Source organism: Achromobacter sp. 1L-A-4-B-C2 (assembly GCF_057291955.1).
In genome coordinates, this window is record NZ_JBXAWP010000001.1 from 359403 (window position 1) to 385892 (window position 26490).

25 protein-coding genes are annotated in these 26490 nt (G+C 67.3%); 16 read left to right on the top strand and 9 right to left on the bottom strand.

Annotation, left to right across the window (positions count from 1 at the left end):
* The first annotated feature begins 113 nt into the window (after positions 1-113).
* A complete protein-coding gene (locus AC0Z35_RS01730; RefSeq protein ID WP_219990972.1) occupies positions 114-884 on the top strand; it encodes a sulfite exporter TauE/SafE family protein in 771 nt (256 codons plus the stop codon).
* A gap of 49 nt (positions 885-933) precedes the next feature.
* Here AC0Z35_RS01730 and AC0Z35_RS01735 read toward each other — a convergent pair whose 3' ends face one another.
* Positions 934-1755 (bottom strand): SDR family NAD(P)-dependent oxidoreductase, encoded by an 822-nt coding sequence (locus tag AC0Z35_RS01735; RefSeq protein WP_485131517.1) that lies wholly within the window; start codon positions 1753-1755, stop codon positions 934-936.
* A 394-nt stretch (positions 1756-2149) separates the two neighbouring features.
* On the opposite strand from AC0Z35_RS01735, the gene AC0Z35_RS01740 reads away from it, so the two are divergent.
* Positions 2150-2482, top strand: a complete 333-nt coding sequence (locus tag AC0Z35_RS01740; RefSeq protein ID WP_006221349.1) for a hypothetical protein — start codon at positions 2150-2152, stop codon at positions 2480-2482.
* A 306-nt stretch (positions 2483-2788) separates the two neighbouring features.
* Here the strand turns inward: AC0Z35_RS01740 and AC0Z35_RS01745 are convergent, their stop codons facing one another.
* The gene (locus AC0Z35_RS01745; RefSeq protein WP_485131659.1) at positions 2789-3358 is read right to left on the bottom strand and encodes a GNAT family N-acetyltransferase; all 570 of its coding nucleotides are present in this window, start codon (positions 3356-3358) and stop codon (positions 2789-2791) included.
* A 16-nt stretch (positions 3359-3374) separates the two neighbouring features.
* Complete coding sequence (locus tag AC0Z35_RS01750) at positions 3375-3944, bottom strand: helix-turn-helix domain-containing protein (protein ID WP_120156806.1); 570 nt, start codon at positions 3942-3944, stop codon at positions 3375-3377.
* 73 nt (positions 3945-4017) lie between these two features.
* Here AC0Z35_RS01750 and AC0Z35_RS01755 point away from each other — a divergent pair, with 73 nt between their 5' ends.
* From AC0Z35_RS01755 to AC0Z35_RS01790, 8 genes are all read left to right on the top strand, one after another.
* Positions 4018-5562 (top strand): phospholipase D family protein, encoded by a 1545-nt coding sequence (locus AC0Z35_RS01755; RefSeq protein WP_240433960.1) that lies wholly within the window; start codon positions 4018-4020, stop codon positions 5560-5562.
* Between the two features lie 313 nt (positions 5563-5875).
* Positions 5876-6586 carry a 2OG-Fe(II) oxygenase gene (locus AC0Z35_RS01760; protein ID WP_485131516.1) on the top strand — a complete coding sequence of 237 codons (711 nt, stop codon included), beginning with the start codon at positions 5876-5878 and terminating at the stop codon, positions 6584-6586.
* A 130-nt stretch (positions 6587-6716) separates the two neighbouring features.
* Positions 6717-7370 (top strand): DNA oxidative demethylase AlkB, encoded by a 654-nt coding sequence (gene alkB, locus AC0Z35_RS01765; protein WP_485131515.1) that lies wholly within the window; start codon positions 6717-6719, stop codon positions 7368-7370.
* 194 nt (positions 7371-7564) lie between these two features.
* Positions 7565-8662, top strand: a complete 1098-nt coding sequence (locus AC0Z35_RS01770; RefSeq protein ID WP_485131514.1) for a formylglycine-generating enzyme family protein — start codon at positions 7565-7567, stop codon at positions 8660-8662.
* A gap of 62 nt (positions 8663-8724) precedes the next feature.
* Positions 8725-9111 (top strand): VOC family protein, encoded by a 387-nt coding sequence (locus tag AC0Z35_RS01775; protein WP_046806761.1) that lies wholly within the window; start codon positions 8725-8727, stop codon positions 9109-9111.
* A 54-nt stretch (positions 9112-9165) separates the two neighbouring features.
* Positions 9166-9975 (top strand): AraC family transcriptional regulator, encoded by an 810-nt coding sequence (locus AC0Z35_RS01780; protein WP_485131513.1) that lies wholly within the window; start codon positions 9166-9168, stop codon positions 9973-9975.
* Between the two features lie 146 nt (positions 9976-10121).
* Positions 10122-10505 carry a cupin domain-containing protein gene (locus tag AC0Z35_RS01785; RefSeq protein WP_104142261.1) on the top strand — a complete coding sequence of 128 codons (384 nt, stop codon included), beginning with the start codon at positions 10122-10124 and terminating at the stop codon, positions 10503-10505.
* Between the two features lie 43 nt (positions 10506-10548).
* On the top strand, positions 10549-11295 hold the full coding sequence (locus AC0Z35_RS01790) for an SDR family oxidoreductase (RefSeq protein WP_046806762.1): 747 nt from the start codon (positions 10549-10551) through the stop codon (positions 11293-11295).
* Positions 11296-11315: 20 nt separating this feature from the next.
* Here the strand turns inward: AC0Z35_RS01790 and AC0Z35_RS01795 are convergent, their stop codons facing one another.
* Positions 11316-11852 (bottom strand): MgtC/SapB family protein, encoded by a 537-nt coding sequence (locus AC0Z35_RS01795; RefSeq protein ID WP_104142260.1) that lies wholly within the window; start codon positions 11850-11852, stop codon positions 11316-11318.
* Positions 11853-12003: 151 nt separating this feature from the next.
* Between AC0Z35_RS01795 and AC0Z35_RS01800 the strand changes: the two genes are divergently transcribed.
* Positions 12004-12786 carry a short-chain dehydrogenase/reductase gene (locus AC0Z35_RS01800; RefSeq protein ID WP_314365446.1) on the top strand — a complete coding sequence of 261 codons (783 nt, stop codon included), beginning with the start codon at positions 12004-12006 and terminating at the stop codon, positions 12784-12786.
* A 30-nt stretch (positions 12787-12816) separates the two neighbouring features.
* Here AC0Z35_RS01800 and AC0Z35_RS01805 read toward each other — a convergent pair whose 3' ends face one another.
* Complete coding sequence (locus AC0Z35_RS01805; protein WP_104142258.1) at positions 12817-13509, bottom strand: HAD family hydrolase; 693 nt, start codon at positions 13507-13509, stop codon at positions 12817-12819.
* Positions 13510-13602: 93 nt separating this feature from the next.
* Here AC0Z35_RS01805 and AC0Z35_RS01810 point away from each other — a divergent pair, with 93 nt between their 5' ends.
* Positions 13603-14394, top strand: a complete 792-nt coding sequence (locus tag AC0Z35_RS01810; protein WP_485131512.1) for a 2OG-Fe(II) oxygenase — start codon at positions 13603-13605, stop codon at positions 14392-14394.
* Here AC0Z35_RS01810 and AC0Z35_RS01815 read toward each other — a convergent pair.
* On the bottom strand, positions 14391-15359 hold the full coding sequence (locus AC0Z35_RS01815; RefSeq protein ID WP_485131511.1) for a Bug family tripartite tricarboxylate transporter substrate binding protein: 969 nt from the start codon (positions 15357-15359) through the stop codon (positions 14391-14393). The genes AC0Z35_RS01810 and AC0Z35_RS01815 overlap by 4 nt on opposite strands.
* Before the next feature lie 291 nt (positions 15360-15650).
* Here AC0Z35_RS01815 and acnA point away from each other — a divergent pair, with 291 nt between their 5' ends.
* Genes acnA through AC0Z35_RS01830 form a run of 3 tightly spaced genes read left to right on the top strand, consistent with a single transcriptional unit; the run spans position 15651 to position 20310 of the window.
* Positions 15651-18278: an aconitate hydratase AcnA gene (acnA, locus tag AC0Z35_RS01820; protein WP_485131510.1), complete on the top strand. Its 2628-nt coding sequence runs from the start codon at positions 15651-15653 to the stop codon at positions 18276-18278.
* A complete protein-coding gene (locus AC0Z35_RS01825; RefSeq protein ID WP_120156813.1) occupies positions 18275-19186 on the top strand; it encodes a GntR family transcriptional regulator in 912 nt (303 codons plus the stop codon). The genes acnA and AC0Z35_RS01825 overlap by 4 nt, the downstream gene beginning before the upstream one ends.
* Before the next feature lie 50 nt (positions 19187-19236).
* Complete coding sequence (locus tag AC0Z35_RS01830; RefSeq protein ID WP_485131509.1) at positions 19237-20310, top strand: lactonase family protein; 1074 nt, start codon at positions 19237-19239, stop codon at positions 20308-20310.
* A 96-nt stretch (positions 20311-20406) separates the two neighbouring features.
* Here AC0Z35_RS01830 and AC0Z35_RS01835 read toward each other — a convergent pair whose 3' ends face one another.
* From AC0Z35_RS01835 to AC0Z35_RS01845, 3 genes are all read right to left on the bottom strand, one after another.
* Positions 20407-22926 carry a TonB-dependent siderophore receptor gene (locus tag AC0Z35_RS01835; protein ID WP_485131508.1) on the bottom strand — a complete coding sequence of 840 codons (2520 nt, stop codon included), beginning with the start codon at positions 22924-22926 and terminating at the stop codon, positions 20407-20409.
* Between the two features lie 98 nt (positions 22927-23024).
* Positions 23025-24083, bottom strand: a complete 1059-nt coding sequence (locus tag AC0Z35_RS01840; protein ID WP_485131507.1) for a FecR domain-containing protein — start codon at positions 24081-24083, stop codon at positions 23025-23027.
* Positions 24080-24601 (bottom strand): sigma-70 family RNA polymerase sigma factor, encoded by a 522-nt coding sequence (locus tag AC0Z35_RS01845; RefSeq protein ID WP_104142249.1) that lies wholly within the window; start codon positions 24599-24601, stop codon positions 24080-24082. Before AC0Z35_RS01845 ends, AC0Z35_RS01840 begins: the two co-directional genes overlap by 4 nt.
* A gap of 181 nt (positions 24602-24782) precedes the next feature.
* On the opposite strand from AC0Z35_RS01845, the gene AC0Z35_RS01850 reads away from it, so the two are divergent.
* Positions 24783-26432: an ATP-binding protein gene (locus tag AC0Z35_RS01850; RefSeq protein WP_485131506.1), complete on the top strand. Its 1650-nt coding sequence runs from the start codon at positions 24783-24785 to the stop codon at positions 26430-26432.
* The last annotated feature ends 58 nt before the right edge of the window (positions 26433-26490 follow it).

A 26490-nucleotide genomic window follows, 5' to 3' on the forward strand; every position in this document is an offset into this window, starting at 1 on the left:
CATGGCCATAGCCACAGTCATAGCCACAGTCATAGCCACAGTCATAGCCATAGCCACAGGCATAGCCACAGCCATAGGACCAGCCATAGCCTGGACGCCAACGGAGTAACGCCATGACCCCCGCCGACCTGGTGCCCGGCGGCACCCCGGCGATGCTGACCGCCGTCATCGCGGTGTTCGTCCTGGCCGGCGTGGTGAAGGGCGTCGTGGGCTTGGGCCTGCCCACCATTTCGATGGCGATGCTGGCATTGGTGATGGCGCCGGCGCAGGCGGCCGCCTTGCTGATCGTGCCGTCACTGGTGACCAATCTTTGGCAAGCGCGCCCCTGGCCCACACTGCCGCACAGCTTGCGCCGCATCGGCGCCATGCAGGTCGGCATCTGCGTGGGTACGGTGGCCGGCGCGCTGTGGCTGGGCGCGCCCAGCGGGCAGTGGGCCGGCGTCGCCCTGGGGCTGGCGCTGATCGCCTATGCCGCGTGGGGCCTGTTCGGCACGCCGCCGAGCGTGCCACGCCGCCACGAGCACGCGCTGGGCGCGCTGGTGGGCGCGGTGACCGGCGTCATCACGGCGGCTACCGGCGTGTTCGTCATCCCGGCCGTGCCGTTCCTGCAAGCGTTGAACCTGGGCAAGGACGGGCTGATCCAGGCCATGGGCATCTCTTTCACGGTGTCCACCGTGGCGTTGGCGCTTGGCCTGTGGATCAACGGCGGCTACAGCCCGAACGCGGCCGGGTCGTCGGTAATGATGCTGTTGCCCGCGCTGGCGGGCATGGCGCTGGGGCAGTGGCTGCGCAACAAGCTGTCGGCGCGGATGTTCAAGCTGTGCTTCATGATCAGCCTTGCCGTGCTGGGCGCCTGGCAGGTTGCGCGCGGCTGGGGCGGATGACGGGTACGCGAACGGGCGGGCAATCAAGTCCGCCTTGCCGCCGCAGCGCTCATGCGGCCAGACGCCGTTCGTCGACAAAGCCGATGGACACCGACATCTCGCGCCATCGCGCCAGTTCCTGCTGCACCGACTGGATCTTGCCGCGCGCCTGATCGAAGGCGTCGCGGCCCAGGAACAGGTGCAGGGGCGCGTATTGCGCGTGGGCCGCCTGGATCAGCGCCTGCGCGGCCTTGGCCACGTCGCCCCCCTCTTGCGCGTGCGCCCCACGCGCGGCACGTTCCGGCGAACCGCCGCCGTCTTGCGGCGAGCCTGCCCGCATCGCGCCCGGGTACACCAGCGACACGCGCACGCCCCACGAGGCAGCCTCGGCGGCCAGCGCCTCGGTCAGGCCACATACCGCGAACTTCGCCGCGCTGTATGCGCCCCATTCGGCATGGCCACCATCAAAGCCCAGAATCGACGACACGTTGATAATGTGGCCGCCTGCCTGCGCCCGCATGCGCGGCAGCACGGCGCGTATCACGTTCAGCGTGCCGAAGACGTTGATGTCGAAGGCGGCCCGCACCTGCGCATCGGACAGCTCGGCCAACGACCCCGGGCAGGCCGCCCGCGCATTGTTCACCACCACATCAACGCGGCCAAACGCGGCCACCGTCGCGTCCACCGCGCGGCGCACATTGCGATCGTTGGCCAGATCCACCGTCAACGGCAGGAACTGGCCCTCAAGCTTGGCCCCGACCGCATCCAACAACGCATCGCCATCGCGCGACGTTGCCGCCACCTTGTGACCTTGGCCCAGCAGCATCTTCACCAACACCAGGCCCAAGCCCGTGGATGCGCCCGTCACCAGCCAGATTTTTTCGGAGTTCATGCGATTTTCTTCCCTTGCTTGCGTGCTTGTTTGCGTGCTTGCGGCCCCCGGCAAGATGCCTGGCGGCCGGCTCCGAGCGCCGCGCTTTCCGTGAAAAGCACCGCCCCTGAGCCTGAAGAGAATGTTAGAAATCGAGCGCCCGTGCGTACAGGCTCGTTCTTGCGTGAAACCTGCCTATTTCTACGTTGATGACCTGTCCGGCCGCATCGGGCGGCCTGCGCCCGGTGACATCGCCTTCCGCTCGCCGCGCCCGGCTCGCTGCGCTTGCAGCAGCCCCAGGAAGGCCCGGTCTGGGCATCCCGACGCGGAATGTCGGATAATTCGGGTGTTTCCCGCCGCTGCATGCGGCGGATTTTTGTGGGCGCGCGTCGCCCGCCAGCATTCGGAGTCAACTATGCATCGCGGTATTCAGGCGATTGAACAATTCATGGAATCCATCGGCCTGACCTGGCGCCCCGGCTCGACAGAAAGCGCCGAGCTGCGCGTCAGCTATCGCATTGGCAACACGCGTCCGCTGGGCATCGACCGCACGCTGGTTGAATTCCACTGCGACGCCAAGCGCCCCAAAGTCTGGGTGCCCGAGTTCTCGCGCACCAGCTTTCACCAATGGTTTGAAGTGCCGTTTCAGGAATTCGAGTTCACCCCCGGTGGCTCGATGCTGAAGATCAAAGCCCCCGCCCGCGGCAACGCGCCCCCGTACAGCGTGGGTATCAAGCCGCTGGCTTGATGGCATAACGCCCCTTCCTGCGGTAAGCGGCCAGGCTAGCGGGCCAGATTTGACTCGACCGGGTCAAATCTGGCCCGTTTTTATTGTGGACCTTCTTGCGTTTCTACCGCGATTGGGCTGACAGGTACCGCAGCGACCTTGCCAGCCCAAAAGGGAAGCGGTGGGCGCCATTGTGAGCGCCCGCAAAAATCCTCTCGTCGGTCTTGATAGGGATCCCGGAAAGCCTCGCCGAATTCATCGAATACAGCGTGCCCTACACCTCGTTCCCCAAAGAGATCGACGAACTCCGCGGCTTTGCCGAGCCCGTCAAACCCGCTTGTACATGATCGTTGTCGCGTCCAGCTTGCCTGGATCGTGCGGGTCGCGGCTGAAGCCGGGGATCTGGCCTACCGTGGCGTAGCCCAGCGATGCGTATAGCGGTTCGGCGCTGTCGCCGCTGCGGGTGTCCAGGGTAAGCAGGGTGCGGCCCAGGTGGATGGCATGGGCTTCCGCGGCTCGCATCAGGTCGCGGGCGATGCCGCGGCGGCGGAAGTCGGGGTGGACCAGCAGTTTGCGGATCTCGGCGCGGTGCGGTTGGTTGGGCGGGGTGTCGGTATCCAGTTGCACCGATCCGGCGATGCGGCCGTTCTGGCGGGCGACCCACAGCGACAGACGGCCGCCTTCTACCGCCGGCAGCACCTTGTTGCGCCAGAATGCTTGGGCGTCGTCGGTGGAATACGGCAGGACGAAGCTGACGCTGGCGCCGCCGTGCACGCAGGCATGCAGCATGTCGCCCAGCTCGTTCAGGCAGGCGCGGGCGGCGTCAGCCGTCAACAGGGTTACGTCGGCATTGGCGCGGTCTAGTGTCATGGGTGACATGGGTGTCATGGGTGGCATGGACTTCATGGCGGGCTCAGACGATGAACAACAGGTAGCGGGCGCCGCGTTGCGGCGGGGTCACGAACAGGCTGGCGCCGAACAGTTGGTAGCGCAGGCAGTCGCCCGGCGCCAACGTGTACGTTTGCCCGTCGACGGTGATGGCCAGTTCGCCCTCCAGCATCAACAGGTGGTGCTCCAGGCCCGGCCGGGGCGATTGGTCGTAGGCGATGCGGGCGCCGGGCGCCAGTTCGCAGGCCAGCACTTCGCCGGCCAGTTGCTGCGCGGGCGGGGACACCGAGCGCCGGCGAAATCCCGCGCTGTCGTCCACCCACACCGCCTGGGCGCTTTCTGGGACGAGCGGCGCGAAGTCGTCTTCCACCATCATCATCAGGCGCGACATAGTCATGCCGTGCGCGGCGCACAGCTTGCCCAGCACAGACGCCGTGGGGCTGACCTCGGCGTTTTCCAGGCGTGAGAGCGTGGCGCGGCTGACGCCCGCCAGGCCGGCAAGCTCGTCCAGCGACCAGCCGCGTTCCTGCCTCAGTGCGCGCAGCCGGTGGGCGATGCGGCGGTCCAAATCAAGATCGTTGCTTGCATTTTCCATATCCGGGAATTTATCCCAGATACGGAAACACCACAAGGCGCCGAGCGCGTGAGGAAATTCGGCACAATACGGCATGCTTTTGGCCCGAACCCTACTCATGCCCCTCCTTTGCCTATCGTTTCTGGGTGGTTGCAGCCTGCCCCCGCTGGACAAGCGTCACGAATCACAGGCGCTGACGCCCGAGGACGCAGCGGCCACCGCGCTGGGCCGTGGCATCACGCCGCTGGCCGCCGCGCACCCCGGCAAGTCGGGCATCCACCCCTTGGGCGATGCGCATGACGCTTTCGCCGCCCGGATGATGCTGGCCCGCGCCGCCGAGCGCAGCCTGGATGTGCAGTACTACATCTGGCACAACGACATGACGGGCACCATGCTGCTGGAAGCGCTGCACGCCGCGGCAGACCGGGGCGTACGCGTGCGCCTGCTGCTGGACGACAACGGCACGGCCGGGCTGGACAAAGTGTTGGCCGCGCTGGACGCCCACCCGATGATCGAGGTGCGGCTGTACAACCCGTTTGTGTTGCGCTGGCCCAAGCCATTGGGCTACGTCACGGATTTCAGCCGCCTGAACCGGCGCATGCACAACAAGTCGTTCACCGCCGACAACCAGGCCACCATCATCGGCGGCCGCAACATCGGCGACGAGTACTTTGGGGCCACCAGCGGCGTGCTGTTCACCGATCTGGACGTGTTGGCAATCGGCGCGGCGGTGAACGACGTGTCCAAGGATTTTGACCGCTACTGGAGCAGCGATTCGGCTTACCCGGTCGACCGGATACTGAAACCGGCCGGCCCCGGCGAGCTGGACGCGCTGGAAGAGCAGGCCAGCAAAGTCGAGGGCTCGCCCGAGGCGGCGGCGTACGCGCGTGCCATGAAGCGGCTGCCTTTCATCCGGCAGTTGCTGGCCGGCGATCTGACGCTGGAATGGGCCGATACCCGGATGGTCAGCGACGACCCGCGCAAGACACTGGGCACCGCGCCACCCGAAGCCATGCTGCCGCATCAGTTGCACGACATCATCGGCGCGCCCACGCAGGATCTGTACTTGGTGTCGCCCTACTTCGTGCCCACCGCCCGTGGCACGGAGGCATTCGGAAAGCTGGCGCAAAGCGGGGTCAAGGTGCAGGTGCTGACCAACGCGCTGGAAGCAACCGACGTGGCGGTGGTGCATTCCGGTTATGCCCGGCGCCGCAAGGACTTGCTGGCCAGTGGCGTGGAACTGTTCGAGATGAAGCGGCAGGCGCGCGGCGCGGATCGCAACAAAAGCATGGGGCCCTTTGGCAGCTCGGGTTCCAGCTTGCATGCCAAGACCTTTGCCGTGGATGGCCGGCGCGTGTTCGTCGGATCGTTCAACTTTGATCCGCGATCCGCCACCCTGAATACCGAGCTGGGCTTTGTCATCGACAGCCCCACGCTCGCGGCCGGCATCGCCAACGCCTTCCAGCAAGAGTTGCCCAAGCTGGCCTACCGCGTATGCCTGAACGAGCAGGGCGACGTGATCTGGGAGGAGCAACGCGATGGCAAGAGGGTGCGCCACGATACCGAGCCCGGCACGTCGGCGTGGAAGCGGTTCTCGGTATGGTTCGTTTCCCTGCTGCCACTGGAATCGCTGCTGTGACGGGTGACTTGCGGCGGCGATTGGTGGCTGTAGCCCCGCACCCTGGCCCGCTGCCCTGGCACGCTGCCTTTGCACGCTGCCTTTGCCCGCTGCCTTTGCACGCTGCCTTTGCACGCTGCCTTTGCCCGCTGCCTTTGCCCCCGCCCCCGGCCCACTCCCGTGGCACGCGGCTGTGGCAGGTCTTGAGACGCGCTGCTATAACGTTCGTAATGTCCCATTTGCCGGGCTTATCGCCATCGCAACAAGCGGAGTTCGCCGCCACCCCTGCCGGACGTAGATTCACGGTTTTGTTTCACCGCACTTGCCGATCGCCATGGATGCCCCGCCCTGCCCCGCTTTTCCCGACCTGGACTGGACCGCCATCACGCACTCGTTGGACGCGCACGGCAATGCCATCGTGCCCGGCTTGTTGACGCCCGCGCAATGCGACGAATTTGCAAACCGGTACGACGAACCCGACCGCTACCGCAGCCGTATCGTGATGGCGCGGCATGGCTTCGGGCGGGGCGAATACAAGTATTTTTCCTACCCTTTGCCGCCCTTGCTGCATGAGCTGCGTACCGCGCTGTATCCGCGCCTGGCTCCCATTGCCAACCGCTGGAACCGGCAGTTGGGCATTGCGGTGCAATACCCCGACAACCACGCCGCCTTCCTGCAACGTTGCCACGACGCCGGCCAGCGCCGCCCCACGCCCTTGATCCTGCAATACGGCCCGGGCGACTACAACTGCCTGCATCAGGACTTGTATGGCGAACACGTGTTCCCGCTGCAAGTGGCCATCCTGTTGTCGCGCCCCGGCCACGATTTCACGGGCGGAGAATTCGTCATGCAGGAGACCAGCAGCCGCGAGCAACGCATCGACGTGCTGCCCTTGCAACAGGGCGACGCGCTGATCTTCACCGTGAACCTGCGTCCCGTGCCGGGCGTGCGCGGCTGGCGCAAGACGGCAATGCGGCACGGCGTCAGCGCGCTGCACACGGGCCGACGCCACACGCTGGGGCTGATCTTTCATGACGCACAATAGGCCGCCGCACGATAGGCCGCCGCACCATGGGTCGCCGCGCAACAGGCCGCCGCACCATTGGCCACCCCACAATAGGCCGCAACACAATAGGCCCACCGCGCATTAGGCCCGCCACACGATAGCCCCCGCCATGACCCTGAACCTGTTCGACGACGAAGACACCGCGCAGCACGGCCGTGACCAGATCGGCCCTCAGTCCTATGTGCTGCGTGGCTTTGCGCTGGCGCACGCCGACGCGCTGCTGCAAGGCGTGGACGCCGTGACCGCGCAATCGCCCTTTCGCCACATGCGCACGCCGGGCGGCTACACCATGTCGGTAGCGCTGACCAATTGCGGCGAATGGGGGTGGACGACGGACGCGCACGGGTACCGCTATACGCGCGTTGATCCGCTGTCCGGCCAACCCTGGCCGGCGCTGCCCGCCGCGTTTTTGCACCTGGCGCACGATGCCGCGCTGGAAGCCGGCTTTCCCGGCTTTACGCCCGACGCCTGCCTGGTAAACCGCTACGAACCGGGGTCTCGCTTGTCCTTGCATCAGGACAAGAATGAACGCGATTTCGACGCGCCCATCGTGTCGGTGTCGTTGGGCATGCCCGCGCTGTTCCTCTTCGGCGGCAACGACCGCGCCGACAAGGCGGCGCGCGTGCCCTTGTTTCATGGCGACGTGGTGGTGTGGGGCGGCGTGGATCGCCTGCGCTATCACGGCGTGATGCCGATGAAGGAAGCCCCGCACCCCCGGCTGGGCAGCCGACGCATCAACTTCACGCTGCGCAAGGCAGGCTGACAGCGCTAGCCGACAGCCAAGAGCCGAGAGCCGAGAGCCGAGAGCCGAGAGCCGACACTAGGGTTGACCGCGTCTGGCCGTGCCCGAACGGCCGCCCTACACTTTCGCACCCCTGCCCGCGCCCCCGTCGGGCGCACTTCGCCCCCGCCCTATTGCGCCCCTTGCGCCTTCTTGCGCCTATGCCGCCGACAATCATGCGTACCCGCCTTCGCCCGCTACTTGCCCGCCTGCTGTCACCCTGTCTGCTGTCACCCTGTCTGCTGTCACCCTGCCTGCTGTCACCCCGCCTGCTGTCACCCCGCCTGCCCCTTGCCGTCCTGTGCCTGGCCGGCGCGGCGCTGTCCTTGCCCGCAGCGGCGGCCGAGCCGCCCGCGCTGCTCGTCAATTCGCTGGACATGACATTCGTGGCCATACCCGCCGGCACGTTCCAGATGGGCAGCGACGAATCGGCCGAGACGCTCGCCCGTGACTACCCCCAATATCCCAAAGACCGTTTCACCCAGCTGTTCGACGAAGCGCCCGTGCACACGGTGCGCATCACCCGGCCCTTCTACCTGGAACGCACCGAGGTCACGGTCGGGCAGTTCAGACGTTTTATCGAGGCATCCGGCTACGTGCCCGAGTCCGAGGCGGACGGCACGGGAGGCTACGGCTACAACGCCGCGTATGACCCCGACAAATCCGAACGCGGCGACGCCTTTGAAGGCCGCGACCGCCGCTATTCCTGGCGCAACCCCGGCTTTGCGCAGACCGACGAGCACCCGGTGGTGAACATCAGCTGGAACGACGCCACCGCCCTGGCGCGCTGGCTGACCCAGCAAGAAGGCCACGTCTACCGCCTGCCCACCGAAGCGGAATGGGAATACGCCTGCCGCGCCGGCACCCGCACGCGCTATCAGAATGGCGACGACCCGGCCGGCATGGCGGACGTGGGCAACGGCTTTGACGCCGACACCGCGCCCCTGTGGCCAAAATGGCACGCATTTGCCAACCCACGCCACGACGGCAACGCCTTTACCGCGCCGGTGGCCAGCTATGCGCCCAACGCCTTCGGCTTGTATGACATGCACGGCAACGCCTGGGAATGGGTGTCGGACTGGTATGGCGAAGACTATTACGCGCAGTCGCCCACCGACGACCCCACCGGCCCGGCCAGCGGCAACGTACGCGTGCGCCGGGGCGGGTCCTGGCATACCTGGGCGCTGTACACGCGTTCGTCGTATCGCAACTGGAATACGCAGGAAACGCGCTACCCCCTGGTCGGCCTGCGGCTCGTGCGCGAGGCCGATTAAACAAAAAAGGGGCCTGGGCGGGTTAGCATAGCCGCACGCTTAACCTCAAAGAGAGTCCTGACATGCATTCGCTGGGCCGTCTCGTCCTTCTCGTGAACGACTACGACACCGCCATTTCCTTCTATCAAGACAAGCTGGGCATGGAGGTATTCGCAGATATGCCCGTGGGCCAGCAGCGCTACGTGCACCTGCGCCTGCCCGCCCAACCGGCGGTGGGTGTCTGGCTGCTGCAAGCGCTGACGCAGGCGCAACGCGACCGCGTCGGAGACCAGACCGGCGGCCAGCCGGTGGGCGTGTTCTACACCGACGACGTCATGCGCGACCACGGCAGCTTTGTCGCGCGCGGGGTGCGCTTCACCAAAGAACCCGTCCATGACGACAGCACCGTCTACGCTCACTTCATCGACCTGTACGGCAACGAGTTCGTACTGGTGCAGGTGAAGGCGTAACCCCCCTGACCTAGCCATTACGCTAGCCCAGCCTTAACCCCAAGGCAGGCCGCCATGACCCGCGCCACACCGACTCAGGACTGGATCCTTCGCGCCGCCGACACCGGCCACGTGGAGCGCATCGAAGCCTACTTCGGGGGTCATGGTTACGACATGCACCGCCACGACACCTACGCCATCGGCCGTACGCTGGCGGGCGTGCAGAGCTTTCACTACCGCCGCGCCGTTCGGCACAGCCTGCCCGGCGGCACCATCGTGCTGCACCCCGACGAAGCGCATGACGGCCAAGCGGGCACCGAAGCCGGCTTTCATTACCGCATGCTTTATGTCGAGCCCGCGCTGATCCAGCAGATTCTGGGCGGGCGGCCCTTGCCGTTCATCCCGGGCGGCATCTCGGCCGACGCCCGGCTGTACGCCGCCAGCGGCGCGCTGCTGCAAGACACGCACGCGGCGCTTGACCCCTTGCAGGAAGACGACGCGCTATACGACCTGGCGCATGCACTGTGCGCCGCCGCGGGCAGGCCGCGCGGCCGCCGCTGCGCCGACTACGTCGCCACCGAGCGCGCGCGCCAGTACATCCACGCGTCGCTGGACACCACGATCACGCTGGACGCGCTAGCCCAGGCCGCGGGCAAAGACCGCTGGAGCCTGTCGCGCGATTTTCGGGCCCTGTTCGGCACCAGCCCCTACCGCTACGTCATGCTGCGCCGGCTGGACTTGGCGCGCCGCCTGATCGCGGCCGGTGCGTCGTTGGCCGACGCCTCGGCCGGCGCCGGCTTTACCGACCAAAGCCACCTGACACGCCGCCATGCGCTGACCTACGGCATGACGCCCGACCGTTGGCGCCGCATGCTGCACCGCTAGTGCGCGCGGCGGCCAAAGAAAATTACAACAGCCGGCAACGGCCCGGGAACCCTCCCACCCACCTGCAAAACCTGCAAGAACGTACAAGACGCCCAGCCGGCCCAAGCCCTAAGCTTGCGGGGTCATCATTCATCCAGGCTTTCAAAATGCCCCCCATTCCCGCCATCAACATTGCCGGCAAGCTTGCCCTGTTCAACGAACACTGGCGGCCCAAGGTCATCGCGCAGATGAACGACTACCAGTTCAAGGTGGTCAAGGTGCAAGGCGAATTCGTCTGGCACAGCCATGCCGACACCGACGAAACCTTCATCGTGATCAGCGGCCGCCTGCGCATCGACCTGCGTGATGGGCAGACCGACCTGGGCCACATCGACCTGGGTCCGGGCGACATGACCGTCATCCCCAAAGGCGTGGAGCACAAACCCTGCGCCACCGAAGAGGCCCACCTGATGCTGGTGGAACCGTGTGGCGTACCCAATACCGGCGACCACGGCGGCGAGCGCAGCGCGCCCAACGACGTCTGGATTTGACGCCCCCGGTTCTGCTACCGTGAATCGCATCCAGGAGAACACCATGCCGAAAGTCATACTCGTTACCGGCGGCAGCCGGGGTATCGGCGCCGCCGTCGCCAAGCTGGCCGCGCGCCGGGGCTACGCAGTAGGCATCAATTACCGCACCCATTCCGACGCCGCCGACGCCGTGGTGGCCGACATCCAACAAGACGGCGGCACCGCGCTGGCCATCCAGGCGGACGTGTCGCAAGAGGATGACGTGCTGCACATGTTCCGCACGCTGGACGAGCGCCTGGGCCGCATCGATGCGCTGGTCAACAACGCGGGCATTCTGGAAACGCAGATGCGGCTGGACGAAATGGAAGCCGACCGCCTGCTGCGCGTGCTGTCCACGAACGTCATCGGCGCTTTTCTGTGCGCGCGCGAAGCCGTGCGCCGGATGTCGACGCGGCACGGCGGCCAGGGCGGCGCCATCGTCAACGTGTCCTCGGCCGCCGCGCGCCTGGGCTCGCCCAACGAATACGTGGACTATGCGGCATCCAAGGGCGCGCTGGACACGATGACCATCGGCCTGTCCAAGGAAGTGGCGCCCGAAGGCATCCGCGTCAATGGCGTGCGCCCGGGCACCATCTACACCGACATGCACGCCAGCGGCGGCGAACCCGGCCGCGTCGACCGCCTGAAAAGCGTCATCCCGTTACGGCGCGGCGGCTCGGTCGAGGAAGTAGCCGGCGCCGTCATGTGGCTGTGTTCCGAAGAAGCCGGCTACACCAGCGGTTCGTTCATCGACGTGTCCGGCGGCAGCTGAACGCCGTTGTCAACCGTTGTTCAAACGTTACGCGCCGGCTTGTCGTCGGTGGCGATCACGCTATTTTTGTCCTTGCGTTCCCAGATGCGGGCCTCGACGCGGCGCAGCACGGCCAGGACGAACAGCGCCAGCAAGGTGCTGACCAGCGCCGTGGCCTCGCGTCCCATCCCCGCCGCCACGCCGATGGCAGCCGTCATCCAGATGCTGGCCGAGGTGGTCAGCCCATGGATTTCTCGTTCATCGCTGAGCTTGATGATCGCGCCCGCGCCAAGGAAGCCGATGCCGGCGATCACGCCTTGCAGCACCCGGCTGATGTCGCCCACTTCCATGCCGCCTTGCAAGGGCACCAGCACGAAGATTGCCGCGCCCAGCGCCACCAGCATGTGCGTGCGCAGGCCTGCGGCCTTGCCGCTGCGTTCGCGTTCATAGCCCAGCAGCCCGCCCAGGAACACCGCCATCCCCAAGCGCAGCACAATGCGCGTGGCTTCGCCGACGTCGGGGATATCCGCGAATTCGCTGCGTACCGTGGACCAGATTTCCAGCCAGACTTGCGCCATCTTTCGCTTCCTGCAAGACAAGGGTGAAGCAGCATAGCAGGCGCGCCGGTGCCCGCGCCATGCTGCGTTTTCTTACTGGTTTGGGCCGCGCAACTGGTTTACAACCATGGCTTGCGCCGCGTGTGCGGGCGCGAATTCACAGGAGGCAGACATGGACTTGCAGCTGGCCGGAAAACGCGTGCTGATCACGGGCGCGTCAAAGGGTATCGGCCTGGCGTGCGCCGTGGCGTTCGCGCGCGAAGGCGCGGACCCGATCCTGGTGGCGCGCGACGATGCGGCGCTGCATGCGGCCACCGCGTCCATCCGCGAGCAGACCGGGCGCGCGGCCCAGGCCGTGACGCTGGACCTGGCACAGCCCGGTGCGGCGCAACGGCTGGCGCAAGACACCGGCCCCATCGACATCCTGGTGAACAACGCGGGCGCGGTGCCTGGCGGCGCGCTGGACCAGGTGCAGGACGAACGCTGGCGCGCGGGCTGGGAATTGAAGGTGCATGGCTACATCAGCCTGGCGCGCTGCTATTACCCGCACATGCGCGAGGCGGGCGCGGGGGTCATCGCCAACATCATCGGCATGGCGGGCGCCGCGCCGCGTGCCGACTACATTTGCGGCGCGGCGGCCAATGCGTCGCTGATCGCCTTTACCCGCGCGCTGGGAGGTGACGCGCCGCGCCACGGGGTGCGCGTCTTTGGCGTGAACCCGTCGCGCACGCGGACCGACCGCGTGCTGACCCTGGCGCGGCAACGCGCGCAAGCCCGCTGGGGCGACGAGGAACGGTGGCAGGAAACGCTATCGGACCTGCCGTTCAACCGGCTGATGGAGCCGGCCGAAGTGGCCGACATGATCGTGTTCGGCGCATCGCCGCGCGCGGGCTACCTGAGCGGCACCGTCATCGACCTGGACGGCGGCGAGCAGTACGCGAATTACGGGAAATAGCCGGCGCAGGCAGGACTGCGGCAAGGCCGGTCAGCGTGCCCCGGCCTGCCAGCCCGCCAGTAGCGCGGGCAACTGGTTCATGTCCGTGAACACGTGGGCCACGCCCACATTGCGCAAGGCCTCGGCGCCGCTGTGGCCGTTGGCGTCGGGGCTGTAGCCGAACACCGTGGCGCCCGCGGCCACGCCAGCCGTGGCGCCGGTGACCGTGTCTTCCACGATGGCGCAACGCTTGGGGTCCACGCCCAGCGCCTGCGCGGCGGCCAGATAGACGTCGGGAAACGGCTTGCTGCGCGGCATTTCGTGGCCACTGAAAACGCGTCCATCAAAGCAGTCCGCAATGCCGACCTTGACCAGTTGCAGTTCGACCTTGCGGCGGTCGGCGCCGGACGCCACGGCGATGCGGCCGTCCAGCGTGCGGTGCAGGGCGCGCACGGCGTCGGGCGCGCCGGGAATTTCAAGCAGGTCGCGGTCCAGGGCGGCGTTGCGACGCTGGCGGAATTCGTCAAACCATTGCGGCCCCAGCTTGGCGCCGGTGCGCGCTTCGATCAGCGGCAGCTCGTCCCGCACGGCCTTGCCGGTGAAGATGCGCATGGCTTCTTCGTGGGTGATGTCCCAGCCCAGTTCGTTCAACATCTGGGTCAGCACATGGCTGGTGATGGGTTCGGAATCGACCAGCACGCCGTCACAGTCGAACAACACGGCGTCAAAGGGAAAATCAGTCATTGCGGGCGGGATGGGGCGGTTCATGAAGCGGGTAAGCATACTGCATGGCCCGCAAAGCAAACTTCGGAGTGACGCCGGCCGGCGCGCGAGCCTATGCTGAGCCACGCACAAAACACCCGCCACGCCACGATGCCCGACCCGACACCGCCAGAACGCTTCACCGACGCCCGGCCCGACACCCGACCTGATAGCCGGCAAGCCCTGCACCGCCCCCTGGACCACACGGACTGGGCACAGGTATTCCGGGACCTGGACGCGCAAGGCTGGGCGCTGTTGCCCGGCTTGTTCGCGCCGGACGCCGCGCGTCGACTGGGCGGCGCCACAGTGCCCCCCGCGCTGGCTGCCATGCGGCCGGTTCTGTACCGGCATCTGCTGCCCATCGCGCGCGCGTGGGCAGCCGCCTTGCAGTTGCCCGATGCCGACCCCAACGTCCACCCCAACGTCCAACCCAACGTCCCCCCCGACGCCTACCCCGACGCCTACCCCGACGACTTCACGGCATGGACCCAGCGCAACCGCGACGCGGGCCAGACGCGGCCGCTGTCCGCCGTGCGCACGCTGACGCAGGGCGACTATCAAGCGTTGACGCATCACGACAACGGGCAAGCCGTGTTCGGGCTGCAACTGGTCGCGCTATTGTCCGAGCCCGATGTGGATTTCACGGGCGGGGAATTCGTGATGACCGAGCAGCGCCCGCGCATGCAGTCCCGCCCCATGGTGCTGCCCTTGAAGTTGGGCGACGCGGCGGTGATCGCGGTGTCGCACCGGCCGGTACAAGGCGCACAAGGGATCTACCGCGTGACCGCCCGGCACGCCATCAGCCGGGTGCGGTCGGGACAGCGCGTGGGGTTGGAACTGCTGCTGCACGACGCGAGCCAGGGCTAGTTGTCCGCCGTGATATTGCCGTCCGCCACCACCTTGGCGAACACCGCTGTCTGCGCCTTGATGAAGGCGCGGAATTCGTCCTGGCTCATCGGTTGCACCTCGCCGCCCAGGTCGCGGATGCTGGCCACGAATTTTTCGTCACGCAGGCTGCGGTCGATGGCGGCGGCCAACTTCTGCTGCACGGCTGGCGGGGTGCCGGCCACCACGAACACGCCGAACCAGTTTTCCAGCGCATAGTCCTTCAGGGATGGCGTTTCAGCCACGGCCGGAATGTCCGGCGCGAACGAGGCCCGCTTGGCCGACGTGACGGCCAGCGGCTTGACCTTGCCGCTCTTGATGAAAGGCAAGGCGCCCGCCAGGCTGACAAACGTCAGGTCCACGCTGCCGGCCGCCACGTCCACCAGCTGTGCCGACGCGCCCTTGTACGGCACGTGCACCATCTTGATTCCGGCCAGCGATTGCAACAGTTCACCGTTCAGGTGCTGCGGATTGCCTACGCCGCTGGTGGCGTACGTCAGCTTGTCGGGATGCGCACGGCCATACGCGACCAGCTGCTCCACATTACTGACGGGCAGCTTGGGGTTGGCCACCAGCACATTGGGCACCCGCGCGATCAGCGCGATCGGCACCAGGTCCTTTTCCGGCTGATATTGCATCTTGCTCTTGAACACCAGCGGGTTGATGGCGGTTTCGCCCGCCGACCCCAGCAGCAAGGTGGTGCCGTCCGGGGCGGAACGCACCACCGTCTGCGCGCCCAGCATGCCGCTGGCGCCGGGCTTGTTTTCCACCACGACGCCCTGCGGCATTTCGCTGCGCAGGCGTTCGGCCAGCAAACGGCCCATGCCGTCGACGCCGCCCCCTGCCGCAAACGGCACGATCAGGCTGATGGGCCGGCCGGTATCGGCCGCCACGGCCGAGGCGGCGGGCAGGACGGCGGCGCCCAGGCCGAAGGCCAGGGGCAGCAAGAGCGCCGGCCGCAAAGCCGTCCGTAAGGCTGCCCGTAAAGCCGTCCGCAAAGTCAGCCTCAAAGGCAGACGCAATGGCAGACGCAAAGGCAGACGCAAAGGCAGACGCAAAGGCAGCCGCAATGGCAGGGCGCGCGCCGTCGCGGCGGCGGGCAGTCGAATGGGGGGCATGGCAAGTCTCCTGTTTGGCCTTCCGCTTGCTGGGCGTTCGGCCGTTTCGGCCTGTTCGAAACGACGGCCGGGTTTTTACTTAATTGCATTTTATATGTTCAATATGCAAAACTTGCAGCTATGGAAAACACCAATGCCTTGCCGCCGCGCCACGCTCGCTTCACGCTGAACGGCGTCGCGCACACCTGCCTGGACCTGCCCGCGATGGTCGGCGCGGACTACTGGCGCTTGCCCGTGGTGCTGCGCCTGCTGCTGGAAAACGCGCTGCGCAACATGCAGGGCAACGAACGCGACGCCGCCGTGTCCGCCCTGCTGCGCTGGCTGGACCAGGGCACCAGCGATGCCGAGATTGCCTTTCAGCCCGGCCGCGTACTGATGCACGACACCACCAGCACCCCCGCGCTGGTCGACATCGCCGCCATGCGCGACGCCTTGGCCGAAGCCGGCACCGACCCCGCCGTGCTCAATCCCGTGTTGCCCGTGGACGTGTCGGTGGACCATTCGCTGGCCGTCGAGGCCTATGCGCGGGTGGACGCCGCCGCGCTGAACCTGGACCTGGAATTGCGCCGCAACGCCGAGCGCTACCGCTTTCTGCGCTGGGCGTCCAAGGCCTTGTCCAACGTGCGCATCCACCCGCCGGGCACCGGCATCATGCACACCATCAACCTGGAACAGCTGGCCACCGTGGTCTGCCAGGGCGATGACGGCCTGCTGTTTCCGGACATGATGATCGGCACCGACAGCCACACGCCCATGATCAACGGCATCGGCGTGCTGGGCTGGGGCGTGGGCGGGCTGGAGGCGCAGACGGTGATGTTCGGCATGCCGACATTGCTGCGCATTCCCGATGTGATCGGCGTGCGCCTGACCGGCGCGCTGGCCCCCGGCGTTACCGCCACCGATCTGGCCCTGACCGTAACGCAACGGCTGCGCGCCATCGAGGTGTCGGGCGAATTCGTGGAATTCTTCGGCCCGGGCGTCAGCGGCCTGTCGGCGGGCAGCCGTTGCGTGGTGGCCAACATGGCGCCCGAATACGGCGCCACCACCGGCTACTTTCCCATCGATGCCGCCACGCTGGACTACCTGCGCCAGACCGGCCGCACCGAGGCGCACATCGCGCGCGTGGCCGCCTACGCCGAACACGCCGGCATCGCGCTGGACCCGCACGCCAGCCCGCGCTACACGCGCGTGATCGAGATCGCGCTGGACCAGGTCGGCATGCACGTGGCCGGCCCGAAGCGGCCGCAGGACCTGCACCCTTACGGCCACACCAAGCCCATCCTGGCCGCGCTGAATTTCCAACCCGCGGCGCCCGCCGTGGGCGGCTTGCCGCGCTACCCGGTCGCCATCGCGGCCATCACCAGTTGCACCAACACGTCCGACCCGCGCCTGTTGATGGCGGCCGGGCTGCTGGCCCGCAAGGCGCGCCAGGCCGGCCTGCGCGTGCCGGCCTGGGTGAAGACGTCGCTGGGCCCGGGCTCGCCCGCCGCCGCCGACTACCTGGCGCGCGCCGGCCTGCTGGACGATCTGGCGGCGGTGGGTTTCGACATCGTGGGGTATGGCTGCACCACCTGCATCGGCAATTCCGGGTCGCTGCCCGGCCCCGTGCGCGACGCCATGGCCGTCGGCGCGGTCCACCCCGTTGCCGTGCTGTCGGGCAATCGCAACTTCACCGGCCGCATCCACCCGGACCTGGACCTGGGCTTCCTGATGTCGCCACCGCTGGTCATTGCCTTTGCGCTGGCCGGCGATGCCGAACGCGACCTGTCGCAAGAGCCCGTACAGACCGCAGCGGACGGGCGCCCCGTGCCCTTGCACGAGCTTTGGCCCAGCGATGCCGACATCGACGCCGCGATGGCGCGGGGTTTGCAGCCGGACGACTACCGCGCCGCGTTCAAGATCGCCAGCGCCAACCCGGCGTGGCAGGCGCTGCAATCGCCGGACACGGCGCGTTTTCCGTGGGACCCCGCGTCGACCGCGCTGCGCCGCCCGCCCTTTGCCGCAACCGAACAGGCTGGGCAGTTGGGCCACTACGTCGCCCACCCGCTGCTGGTGCTGGGCGACGACATCACCACCGACCACCTGTCGCCCGCCAGTGCCATCCCGCCCGACAGCCTGGTGGCCGACTTCCTGGTGGCGCGCGGCGACAACCGCCACGACCTGAACGTGTTCGCCTCGCGCCGGGGCAATTGGGAAGTGATGATGCGCGCGGCGTTCTACAGCAAAAGCCTGGTCAACCGGCTATGCCCGGATGCCCCCGTCGGCCACACGCGCCACGCGCCCAGCGGGCGCGTCGAACCCATCTGGGAAGCGGCCGAACACTACCGCCGGGACGGGCAGCCCGTGGTGCTGTTGGCCGGCGCGCGCTTTGGCACGGGCTCATCGCGCGACTGGGCCGCCAAGGGCCAGCGGCTGCTGGGCATCCGCGCCGTGCTGGCCGTGAGTTTTGAACGCATCCACCGGTCCAACCTGATCGGCATGGGCATCCTGCCGCTGCGGCTGCCGGACGGGGTGACGCCGGACACGCTGGCCATGCAGTCCGGCGACCGGATTGAAATCGATGCGCCGGCCGCCAGGCTGGCCCCGCGCCTGTCGGTGCCGGTGCGCATCTTGCGCGCCAATGGCGCCGTGCAAGCGTTGCACGCCACGGCGGCCGTCGAGACCCAGTTGGACGTGCGTTTGTTGCGGATGGGCGGCGTCATTCCCGCTATCCTAGCGGACACACTCCGACCCGCCACGACCCCATGAGCGCGCAAACCAATACCGTCACCAAAATCCTTGAAGTCATCCGGCAAGACCGCCTGCCGGGCGGCGCGCACCTGACCGCGCAAAAGCTGGCTGACCGGCTGCGCCTGTCGCGTTCGCCCGTCAACGACGCGCTGGGCGTGCTGGAGCGCCACGGCATCGTGGCGCGCAAACCCAACCGTGGCTACTTCTTGCAGCAGGACTTCGACGCCCTGCCCGACGACCCGGACCATCTGGCCGAACTGGCGCCGCCCTCGGCTAACGACATCGTCACGCAAAGCTATTTCAAGCTGGCCGATGACCTGTTGCGTGGCCAGTTGCCCATGCAATGCAGCGAAGCGCAGTTGCGGGTGCGCTATGCGCTGACCAACGCGCAAACGCAGGCGTTGCTGGCGCGCGTGTCGCAAGAAGGCTGGGCGCAGCGCCGGCCCGGCTATGGCTGGGAATTCTCGTCCATGATGACCACGCCGGACAGCCTGTTGCAGTCGTACCGGCTGCGTCTTGCGCTGGAACCGGCCGCGTTGCTGGAGCCCACGTTCCGCATCGAAAAAAGTGTCCTCGAACGCTGCCGCGCCGCCGAGAAACACCTGCTGGACGGCGGCATCGCCACCGACACGGCCGACCAGCTGCACGAGCGCGGCGTGCGCTTTCATGAATCGCTGGTTGAAGCCTCGGGCAACCCGTTTTTTATCGACACCATCAAGCGCGTGAACCGCGTGCGCCGCTTGCTGTCGTACCGGTCCATGCAGGACCGCAGCCGCTACCAACAGCACTGCGATCAGCACCTGGCCATACTTGATTTGCTGGAACGCGAGCGCAACGATGAAGCCGCCGCCGCGCTGTCCAGCCACCTGCGCAGCACGCTGGACAACCTGTCGCGCATCAGCGGCATCCTGACTTCCCCGGCCTGACGCGCGATGACGTGCCCGGCCGCCTGTTGTTTTGTAAAGAAGGCAAGCCCATGCACGTCTATATCGGCTCGCGCACCACGCGCGAACGCAATGCCCGCGGCGATGGCATCAGCGTCTTTGACTACGCCCCCGACACCGGCGCCTTGACGTTGACACAGGTAGTGGGGGGCCTGCTGAACCCCTCTTATCTGCTGCCGCATCCCGCGCTGCCCGTGCTGTACACCGTGCACGGCGACAGCCACGAAGTCAGCGCGCTGCATCGCGACCCGCGTCAAGGCGCGCTGACCCCCTGGCACCAGCAGGACTGCCAGGGCCGCAACCCCGTGCACCTGGCGCTGGCGCCGTCGGGCCGCTTCCTGATGGTGTCCAACCACCTGAGCGGCACGCTGGCCGTGTTGCCCGTGGCGGATGACGGCGCCCTGGGTCCGGTGGCGCAACGCATCGCCATGCCCGGCCAGCCCGGCCCGCACCGCAAAGAGCAGCCCTTTGCCAAGCCGCACTACAACGTGGTCGATCCGTCGGGACACTTCGTTGCCGTGCCCGACAAGGGGCTGGATCGCGTGTTCGTCTTCGCGCTGGACCAACACGGCGCGGGCGATGCGCCCCACAGCGTGGCCGATACGCGCGAAGGCGCCGGCCCGCGGCATGCCGCGTTTCATCCCACCGGCCGCTGGCTGTATGTGGTGAACGAGCTGGACAACACCGTGGCGGCCTACACGGTCACGGCAGGCGCGTTGCAGCCCTTCCAAGTGCTGCCGTCATTGCCGGACACCTGTACCGGCAACAGCCGCGCCGCCGGCATCGCGGTGAACGCCCACGGCCGCCACCTGTACGTGTCCAACCGGGGCGACGACAGCATCGCCGTGTTTCGGGTGGACGCGTCCAGTGGCCGCCTGGCGCCCGTGCAGCACGTGCCGTCCGGCGGCAAGACGCCCCGCTTCTTTACGCTATCGCCCGACGGCCGCTTCTGCTTCGTGCTGAACGAAGACAGCGACACGCTGGTGCGCATGCGCGTCAACGCGCATGACGGCACGCTGGCGCACGACGGCACGCTGGCGCACGACGGCTACGAGGTGCGCGTGGGCAGCCCGGTGTGCATGGTGTTCGCGCGCAGCCGGGCTTGAGGCTTGAGGTCAGCAGCAACCGGCATGCACGGGCAGGAACGTGCCTGCTCCGCGCATGGGCCTTACTGTGGGCCCGCCGATCTGTGGACACGCCGATCAAAAATCCATCGACGCCGACAGCATCAGCGTGCGCGGCACGCCTTGCGAAATCGTGCCATAGGACGCCACGCCGGACCAGTACGCGCGGTTGGTCACGTTGACCACATTGGCGCGCAACGTCACGTCCTTGCCCTGCACGCGCATCGCATAACGCGCGCCCACGTCGAACGTGGTCCACGACGGCACTGACTGCGTGTTGGCCTGATTGATGTATTCGCGCCCGGTATAGACCATGCCGCCGGTCAGCGTCAGCCCGGCGACCCACGGCGTGTCCCATTCCGCGCCCAGGTTGGCCGAGAATGTCGGCACGCCCACCGGCCGGTTGCCGACCGTGGCGGCGCTATTGGTGCGCGTCAGCTCGGCGTCCAGCCAGGTCACCCCGCCCAACAGGCGCAAGCCGCGCAGCGGTTCGCCGGACAAGCCCAGTTCCAGTCCGCGATTGCGTTGTTCGCTGTCCGCGCCGTACACGCCGTTGGTCAACTGACCGCTGGGCTTGGTGATTTCAAACGCGCTCAAGGTCAGCATCGCGTTGTCCAGCTCCACCTTTACGCCCACTTCCTTTTGCTTGGCCTTGTAGGGCTTGAACACCTGCCCGGCGTTGGACGCAGTGGCCGGCGCCACGTCGCCTTTGCTCAAGCCTTCGATGTAGTTGGCATACAGCGACACGTTGCTCCACGGTTTCACGACCAGGCCCGCCAGCGGCGTGGTGGCGCTTTCGTCATAGCTGACGGTGCGCACGCCGGTCGTGGCGTTGAAGTTGCGCGATTCGATGCGCTGCTGGCGCACGCCCAGCGTCAACTGCGCGCGCTCGTCCAGGATGCTCATCGTGTCGGCCAGAGCCAGCCCGGTGAGGTCGGACGAAGACACCTTGGGCACGTTGCGCGGCGCGGGTATGTTCTGCTCGGGGCGTGTGATGGGGTGATAGATGTTGGACGTCAGCGGGGTGCCCGACACGCTGGCCTGAAGGTTGCGGTCGCTGTACAGGCTGCCCATGAAGCTGATGGCGTGGCGCACCGGCCCGGTGTCCAGCTTGGCGCGCAGGCCGGCGTTGTAGGTGCTGCGCTCGACCTTGAAGCGGAAGTTGTTGGGCGTGACCAGCGTGTCGCCCGCGCTGTTGACGATGGTGGGCGTCTGGTCGGACAGGCGCGACACGTCGGTGTCCGATCCCCCCGCATCGGCGAACACGGTCAGGCGGTCGCTGATGTCGTATTCCACTCGCAGCAGCGCGGATTGGCCGTCGGACTTCCACCAGCCCCAGGGCTGCGTGGCGTTGCGGCGGCCATCGGCGGCATGCGGCACGTCGATGCCGGAAGCCACCAGGAACGGGCGCGTGGGCGCGTCGACTTTTTCATGTTGGGTCAACAGGTCCAGCGAGGCGCGCAGGCGTTCGCCCTGATAGTCCAGCGACAAGGCGCCGATGTCGGTGCGCGATGACAGGTTGTCCAGCGGCGTGTCGCCCTGGCGATGCATGCCGTTGACACGCACGCCCCATTCGCCGTCATTGCCGAAGCGGCGGCTCAGGTCCACGCGGCCGCCAAACTGCGAATCGCCAACGTAGTCGGCCGACAGGCGCGTCAGGTCTTGCGGCAGCGAGCGCTTGGGCACCATGTTGATCACGCCCCCCACGCCGCTATTGGGCGACATGCCGTACAGCAACGCGGCCGGGCCTTTCAACACTTCGACGCGTTCGATGTAGTCGGTGAAGACGTGATAGTTGGGGGCCACGCCGTACACGCCGTCGAACGCGATTTCGCCCAGGTTGCCTTCGCCGATGGGAAAGCCGCGGATATAAAAAGAATCGGTCACGCCGCCGATCTGCCCGGTAAAGCGTACCGAGGGCTCGGCGTTCAGCGCGTCGGCCAGCGTGACGGACTGGCGGTTGGTCAACATTTCAGAGGTGTAGCTGGTGACGTTGAACGGCGTGTCCATGACGTCGCGATTGCCCAGCAGGCCCATGCGCGCGCCGCGTGCCACCTGGCCGCCCGCGAACTCGGGCGGCAGGGCTGACGGGGTCACGCCCGATCCGGCCACGGTGATGCTGGGCAGCAGCGTCGCCGCGCCGGCGTCGCCGGCCGGCAGCTTGCGCAGCGAATAGGCGCCCGCGCCCTGCTCGGCCACGGTATAGCCGGACCCGTCCAGCAAGCGCGCAAAGCCTTCGCGCACGGTGTAGGCGCCCACGATGCCGCGGCTTTGCTGTCCGGCCAGCAAGGTCGAGTCAAACGACAGCGGCACGCCCGCCGCCGCCGCGTACTGCGCCAGCACGTCGCCCAGCGGACCGGCGCCTATGGCGTAAGACTGGCGCAGCGCCGGAGCGGCTGCGGAAGGCGCGACGGCGCCCGACGCAGCGGCGCCCGACGCAACGGCGCTTGCCTCCGGCGCTGCCGTCGCGGCCACCGGCGCGCCCGCCACGGCCAGCAGCATCAGGCCCGTACCGGTGGTTTGCCTCATCGTCGCCCAGGACGACGGGGTGGCGATGCCACGGTGCAGGCGCGGCGTACGGGTATTTCGGAAAACCATGAAACGATCCTTCGTAAGGGACGGGGTGGCGCTCGCGTGTCGCGACGATTCACCCGGTACACCGGACGAAGCGAAAAAAAGGCTCAGCCAAAACGCAATTAGTTTGTAACGTCGGGGCGGCCGGCCACCGTGATCCAGAACGGCGTGACGCGGCTGATGCGCACCGGCAGGGTTTTTTCCAGCAGGCGCAGGCTGCCGTCGGTATCGGCCAAGGGAAAGGCGCCCGATACCCGCAGCCCCGCCACGGCCGGATCGCAACGCAACACGCCGCGCCGGTACCGGCCCAGTTCGTCCACCAGATCGGCCAGGCGCCAGTCGCGCACGGTCAACATGCCCCGCTCCCAAGAGGCAGACGCGGTATCGGCGGCGGACGCGGGCGCCACGTCGTCGGCAGTGAACACGGTTTGCTGCCCCGCGTGCAGAAGCATCGAAGCCGGCTCCGAATGCCCGCCGCGACCTTGCGGCTGTATCCGCACCGAGCCATCGAACACCGCCACGCGTATGCCCGCGCCGTCATCGCGCACCATGAAGCGCGTGCCCAGCGCGCGTATCGTCCCCTGCGCCGTGCGCACGATAAAAGGGCGGTACACGGGCGAGGGATCGCGCCCGGTGGTCAGCAGGATTTCGCCGGCGCGCAGCCACAGCACGCGCTCATCGGCCGTGTACTGGATGTCGACGGCGGTGGCCGTGTTCAACACCAGCTGCGTCCCGTCGGCCAGGTCCAGCCGGCGGCGTTCGCCCGTGGCGGTGCGCGCATCGGCCACCCATTCGCGCCAGGACAGACCGCGCCAGGGCAGGCCGCGCCAACCGGCCACGGCAGCCGGGCCCAGCACCAGCAGCGCGCCCAGCGCGCGTATCGCCTGGCGTCGGCCGGGCCGGTCCAGTCGGCGCAGCGTGTGGCTGCCAATGGCGGGCGGCACCTGGCCGAAACCGCGCAACATGTCCTCCACCCGCGCCCACGCCGCGCGATGCGACGCGCTGCGGTCGCGCCACCGATCAAAGGCGGCGCGGTCAGCGGCGGACAGGGTTTCGGACTGCAAGCGCACCAGCCAGCCGGCGGCTTCTTGCAGGATGGCGGGATCGATGGCGCCGCCCGTGTTGCCGCCCGTGTTGCTTCCCGTGTTGCCTCCCGTGTTGCCGCCCACGACGCCGCTCATGGCGCGTGCCCGGCAAAGGCGATCAGGCAGGCCGTCAGCGCCCGCTGCATGTGGCGTTTGACGGTGGCCAGCGACACGCGCTCGCGCGTGGCGATGTCGGCATACGTCATGCCATCGAATTGCGACAACAAAAAAACCTCGCGGGTCTTGGCCGGCAAGGTGCGTAGCGTGGTGTCGATGGCGTGCAACGTTTCAAGGATCTGCGCGCTCTGCTCCGGCGATGGCGCCTCGCGCGGGGGCAGTTGCGCCACCACGGCCAGGTAGGCGTCCTCGATCGCGCGGCGGCGCCAGTGGTCCACGACCAGGCCCTTGGCAATGTGCGTCAACAGCGCGCGCGGCTCGGGACCGGCGCCGTCATGGCGGCGCCCCGACATCAAGCGCACAAAGGTGTCGTGCGCCAGATCGGCCGCGTCAAAGGAATTGCCGAGCTTTTTGCGCAGCCACATTGACAGCCAGCCGTGATGATCACGATAGAGCTTCGTGACGTTGTCAAAGGTGGATAAGTGGGAAGCAGGCAAGGCGCACCTGACGCGATATCGCAAATGGGAACGATTTTTATTTTATATCAATCGCCGTTGTACCGCGCACACGACTACCGGAAATGGGGTGCGCGAACTTTGATATTGAGCAAGGCGCGCGGCTTAACTTCACCCATGCCGTCAGATAGAATCAAGCACCCGTTCTCTCGCCAATACCACCATGCAGAACCTTCCGACGTTCCCCTCTTTTCTTGCCGGCGGCGGCGAGATGGGCAGGAAGGTGGCTGACTTCGATTGGGCCGCCACGCCGCTGGGCTCCATCAGCGAATGGCCCACGGCGCTGCGCGTGGCGGCGGGCATGGTGCTGTCGTCCCGCTTTCCGTCTTGCCTGGTCTGGGGCCAGGAACTCATCACCATCTACAACGACGCGTTCCGGCCCATCCTGGGCGCCAAGCCCGAGGCGCTGGGCCGCTCGTTCAGCGATGTCTGGAGCGAAGCCTGGGCCATGATCGGCCCCATTGCCGACCGCGCCTTCGCCGGCGAAGCCACCTTTATCGAAGATTACCCGCTGGTCATCGAACGATTCGGCCAGGCCGAGGAAGCCGCCTTCACCTTCTGCTACAGCCCCGTTCGCGACGAAACCGGCGCGGTGGTCGGCATGATCGACACCGTGATCGAAACCACGTCGCGGGTACAGGCCGAACGCGCGCAGGCCGAAGCCCTGCGGCAAGCTGAAGACACCTTGCGCCAAAGCCAGAAGATGGAAGCCGTGGGCCAACTGGCCGGCGGACTGGCGCACGATTTCAACAATTTGCTGATGGGCATCGCGGGCAGCCTGGAGCTGATCAGCCTGCGGCTGGCGCAGCGACGGTTGGGCGAGCTTGAACGCCACATTGAAGTGGCGCAGCGTGGCACCGAACGGGCCGCCGCGCTAACGCACCGGCTGCTGGTGTTTTCGCGCAACCAGCCCCTGTCGCCGCAAGCGGTGGATGTGAACCACCTGGTGCGCGGCATGGAAGACCTGATCCGCCGCAGCGTGGGCCCCGGCATTGCGCTGGACCTGGCGTGCGAGCCCAAGCTGTGGGCGGCCTGGGTTGACCCGCACCAATTTGAAAACGCGCTGCTGAACCTGTGCCTGAACGCGCGCGACGCCATGGAAGGGCAAGGCCGGCTGGGCATCGAAACGGCCAAGGTCACGCTGAGCGAGCAGACCTCGCGCGAACGCGGCCTGCCCATGGGCGATTACCTGCGCCTGACGGTCACGGACACCGGCTGCGGCATGACGCCGCAAACCATGCAGCGCATTTTTGAACCGTTCTACACCACCAAGTCGCCCGGTCAGGGCACGGGGCTGGGCCTGTCGATGCTGTATGGCTTCGTGCGGCAATCCGGCGGTCAGGTGCAAGTCAATTCGCGGCCGGGCCAAGGCACGGCCATGAGCCTGTACTTCCCGCGTTTTGACGGGGCGCTGGCGCCCGTCGAAATGTCCGCGCGCCTGGAACCGCCGCGCGCCTCCACCGGCGCGACGGTGCTGGTCGCCGAGGACGACGTCTCGGTGCGCGCCGTGGTCGTGGAAACGCTGTCCGAACTGGGCTACGCCGTGATCCAGGCCAACGACGGTTCCAGCGCGTTGCGCGCGCTATCGGCGCCAGGCCAGATCGATCTGCTGATTTGCGACCTGGGCCTGCCCGGCCGCATGGACGGGCGCCAGGTGGTCGACGCCGGCCGGATGTTGCGGCCCGGCCTGAAGGTGCTTTTCATCACCGGTTCGGGTTCACAGACGCTGGCCGAATCGGGCGCTCCCACGCTGGCGAAACCTTTTGCGCTGGATGAGCTGGCGCGCAAGGTGCATGCATTGATGGGGGCCTAGCGCCGGCCGCCGGAGCGCCGGCCGCCGGAACGCCGGCCGCCGGAGCGCCGGCCGCCAG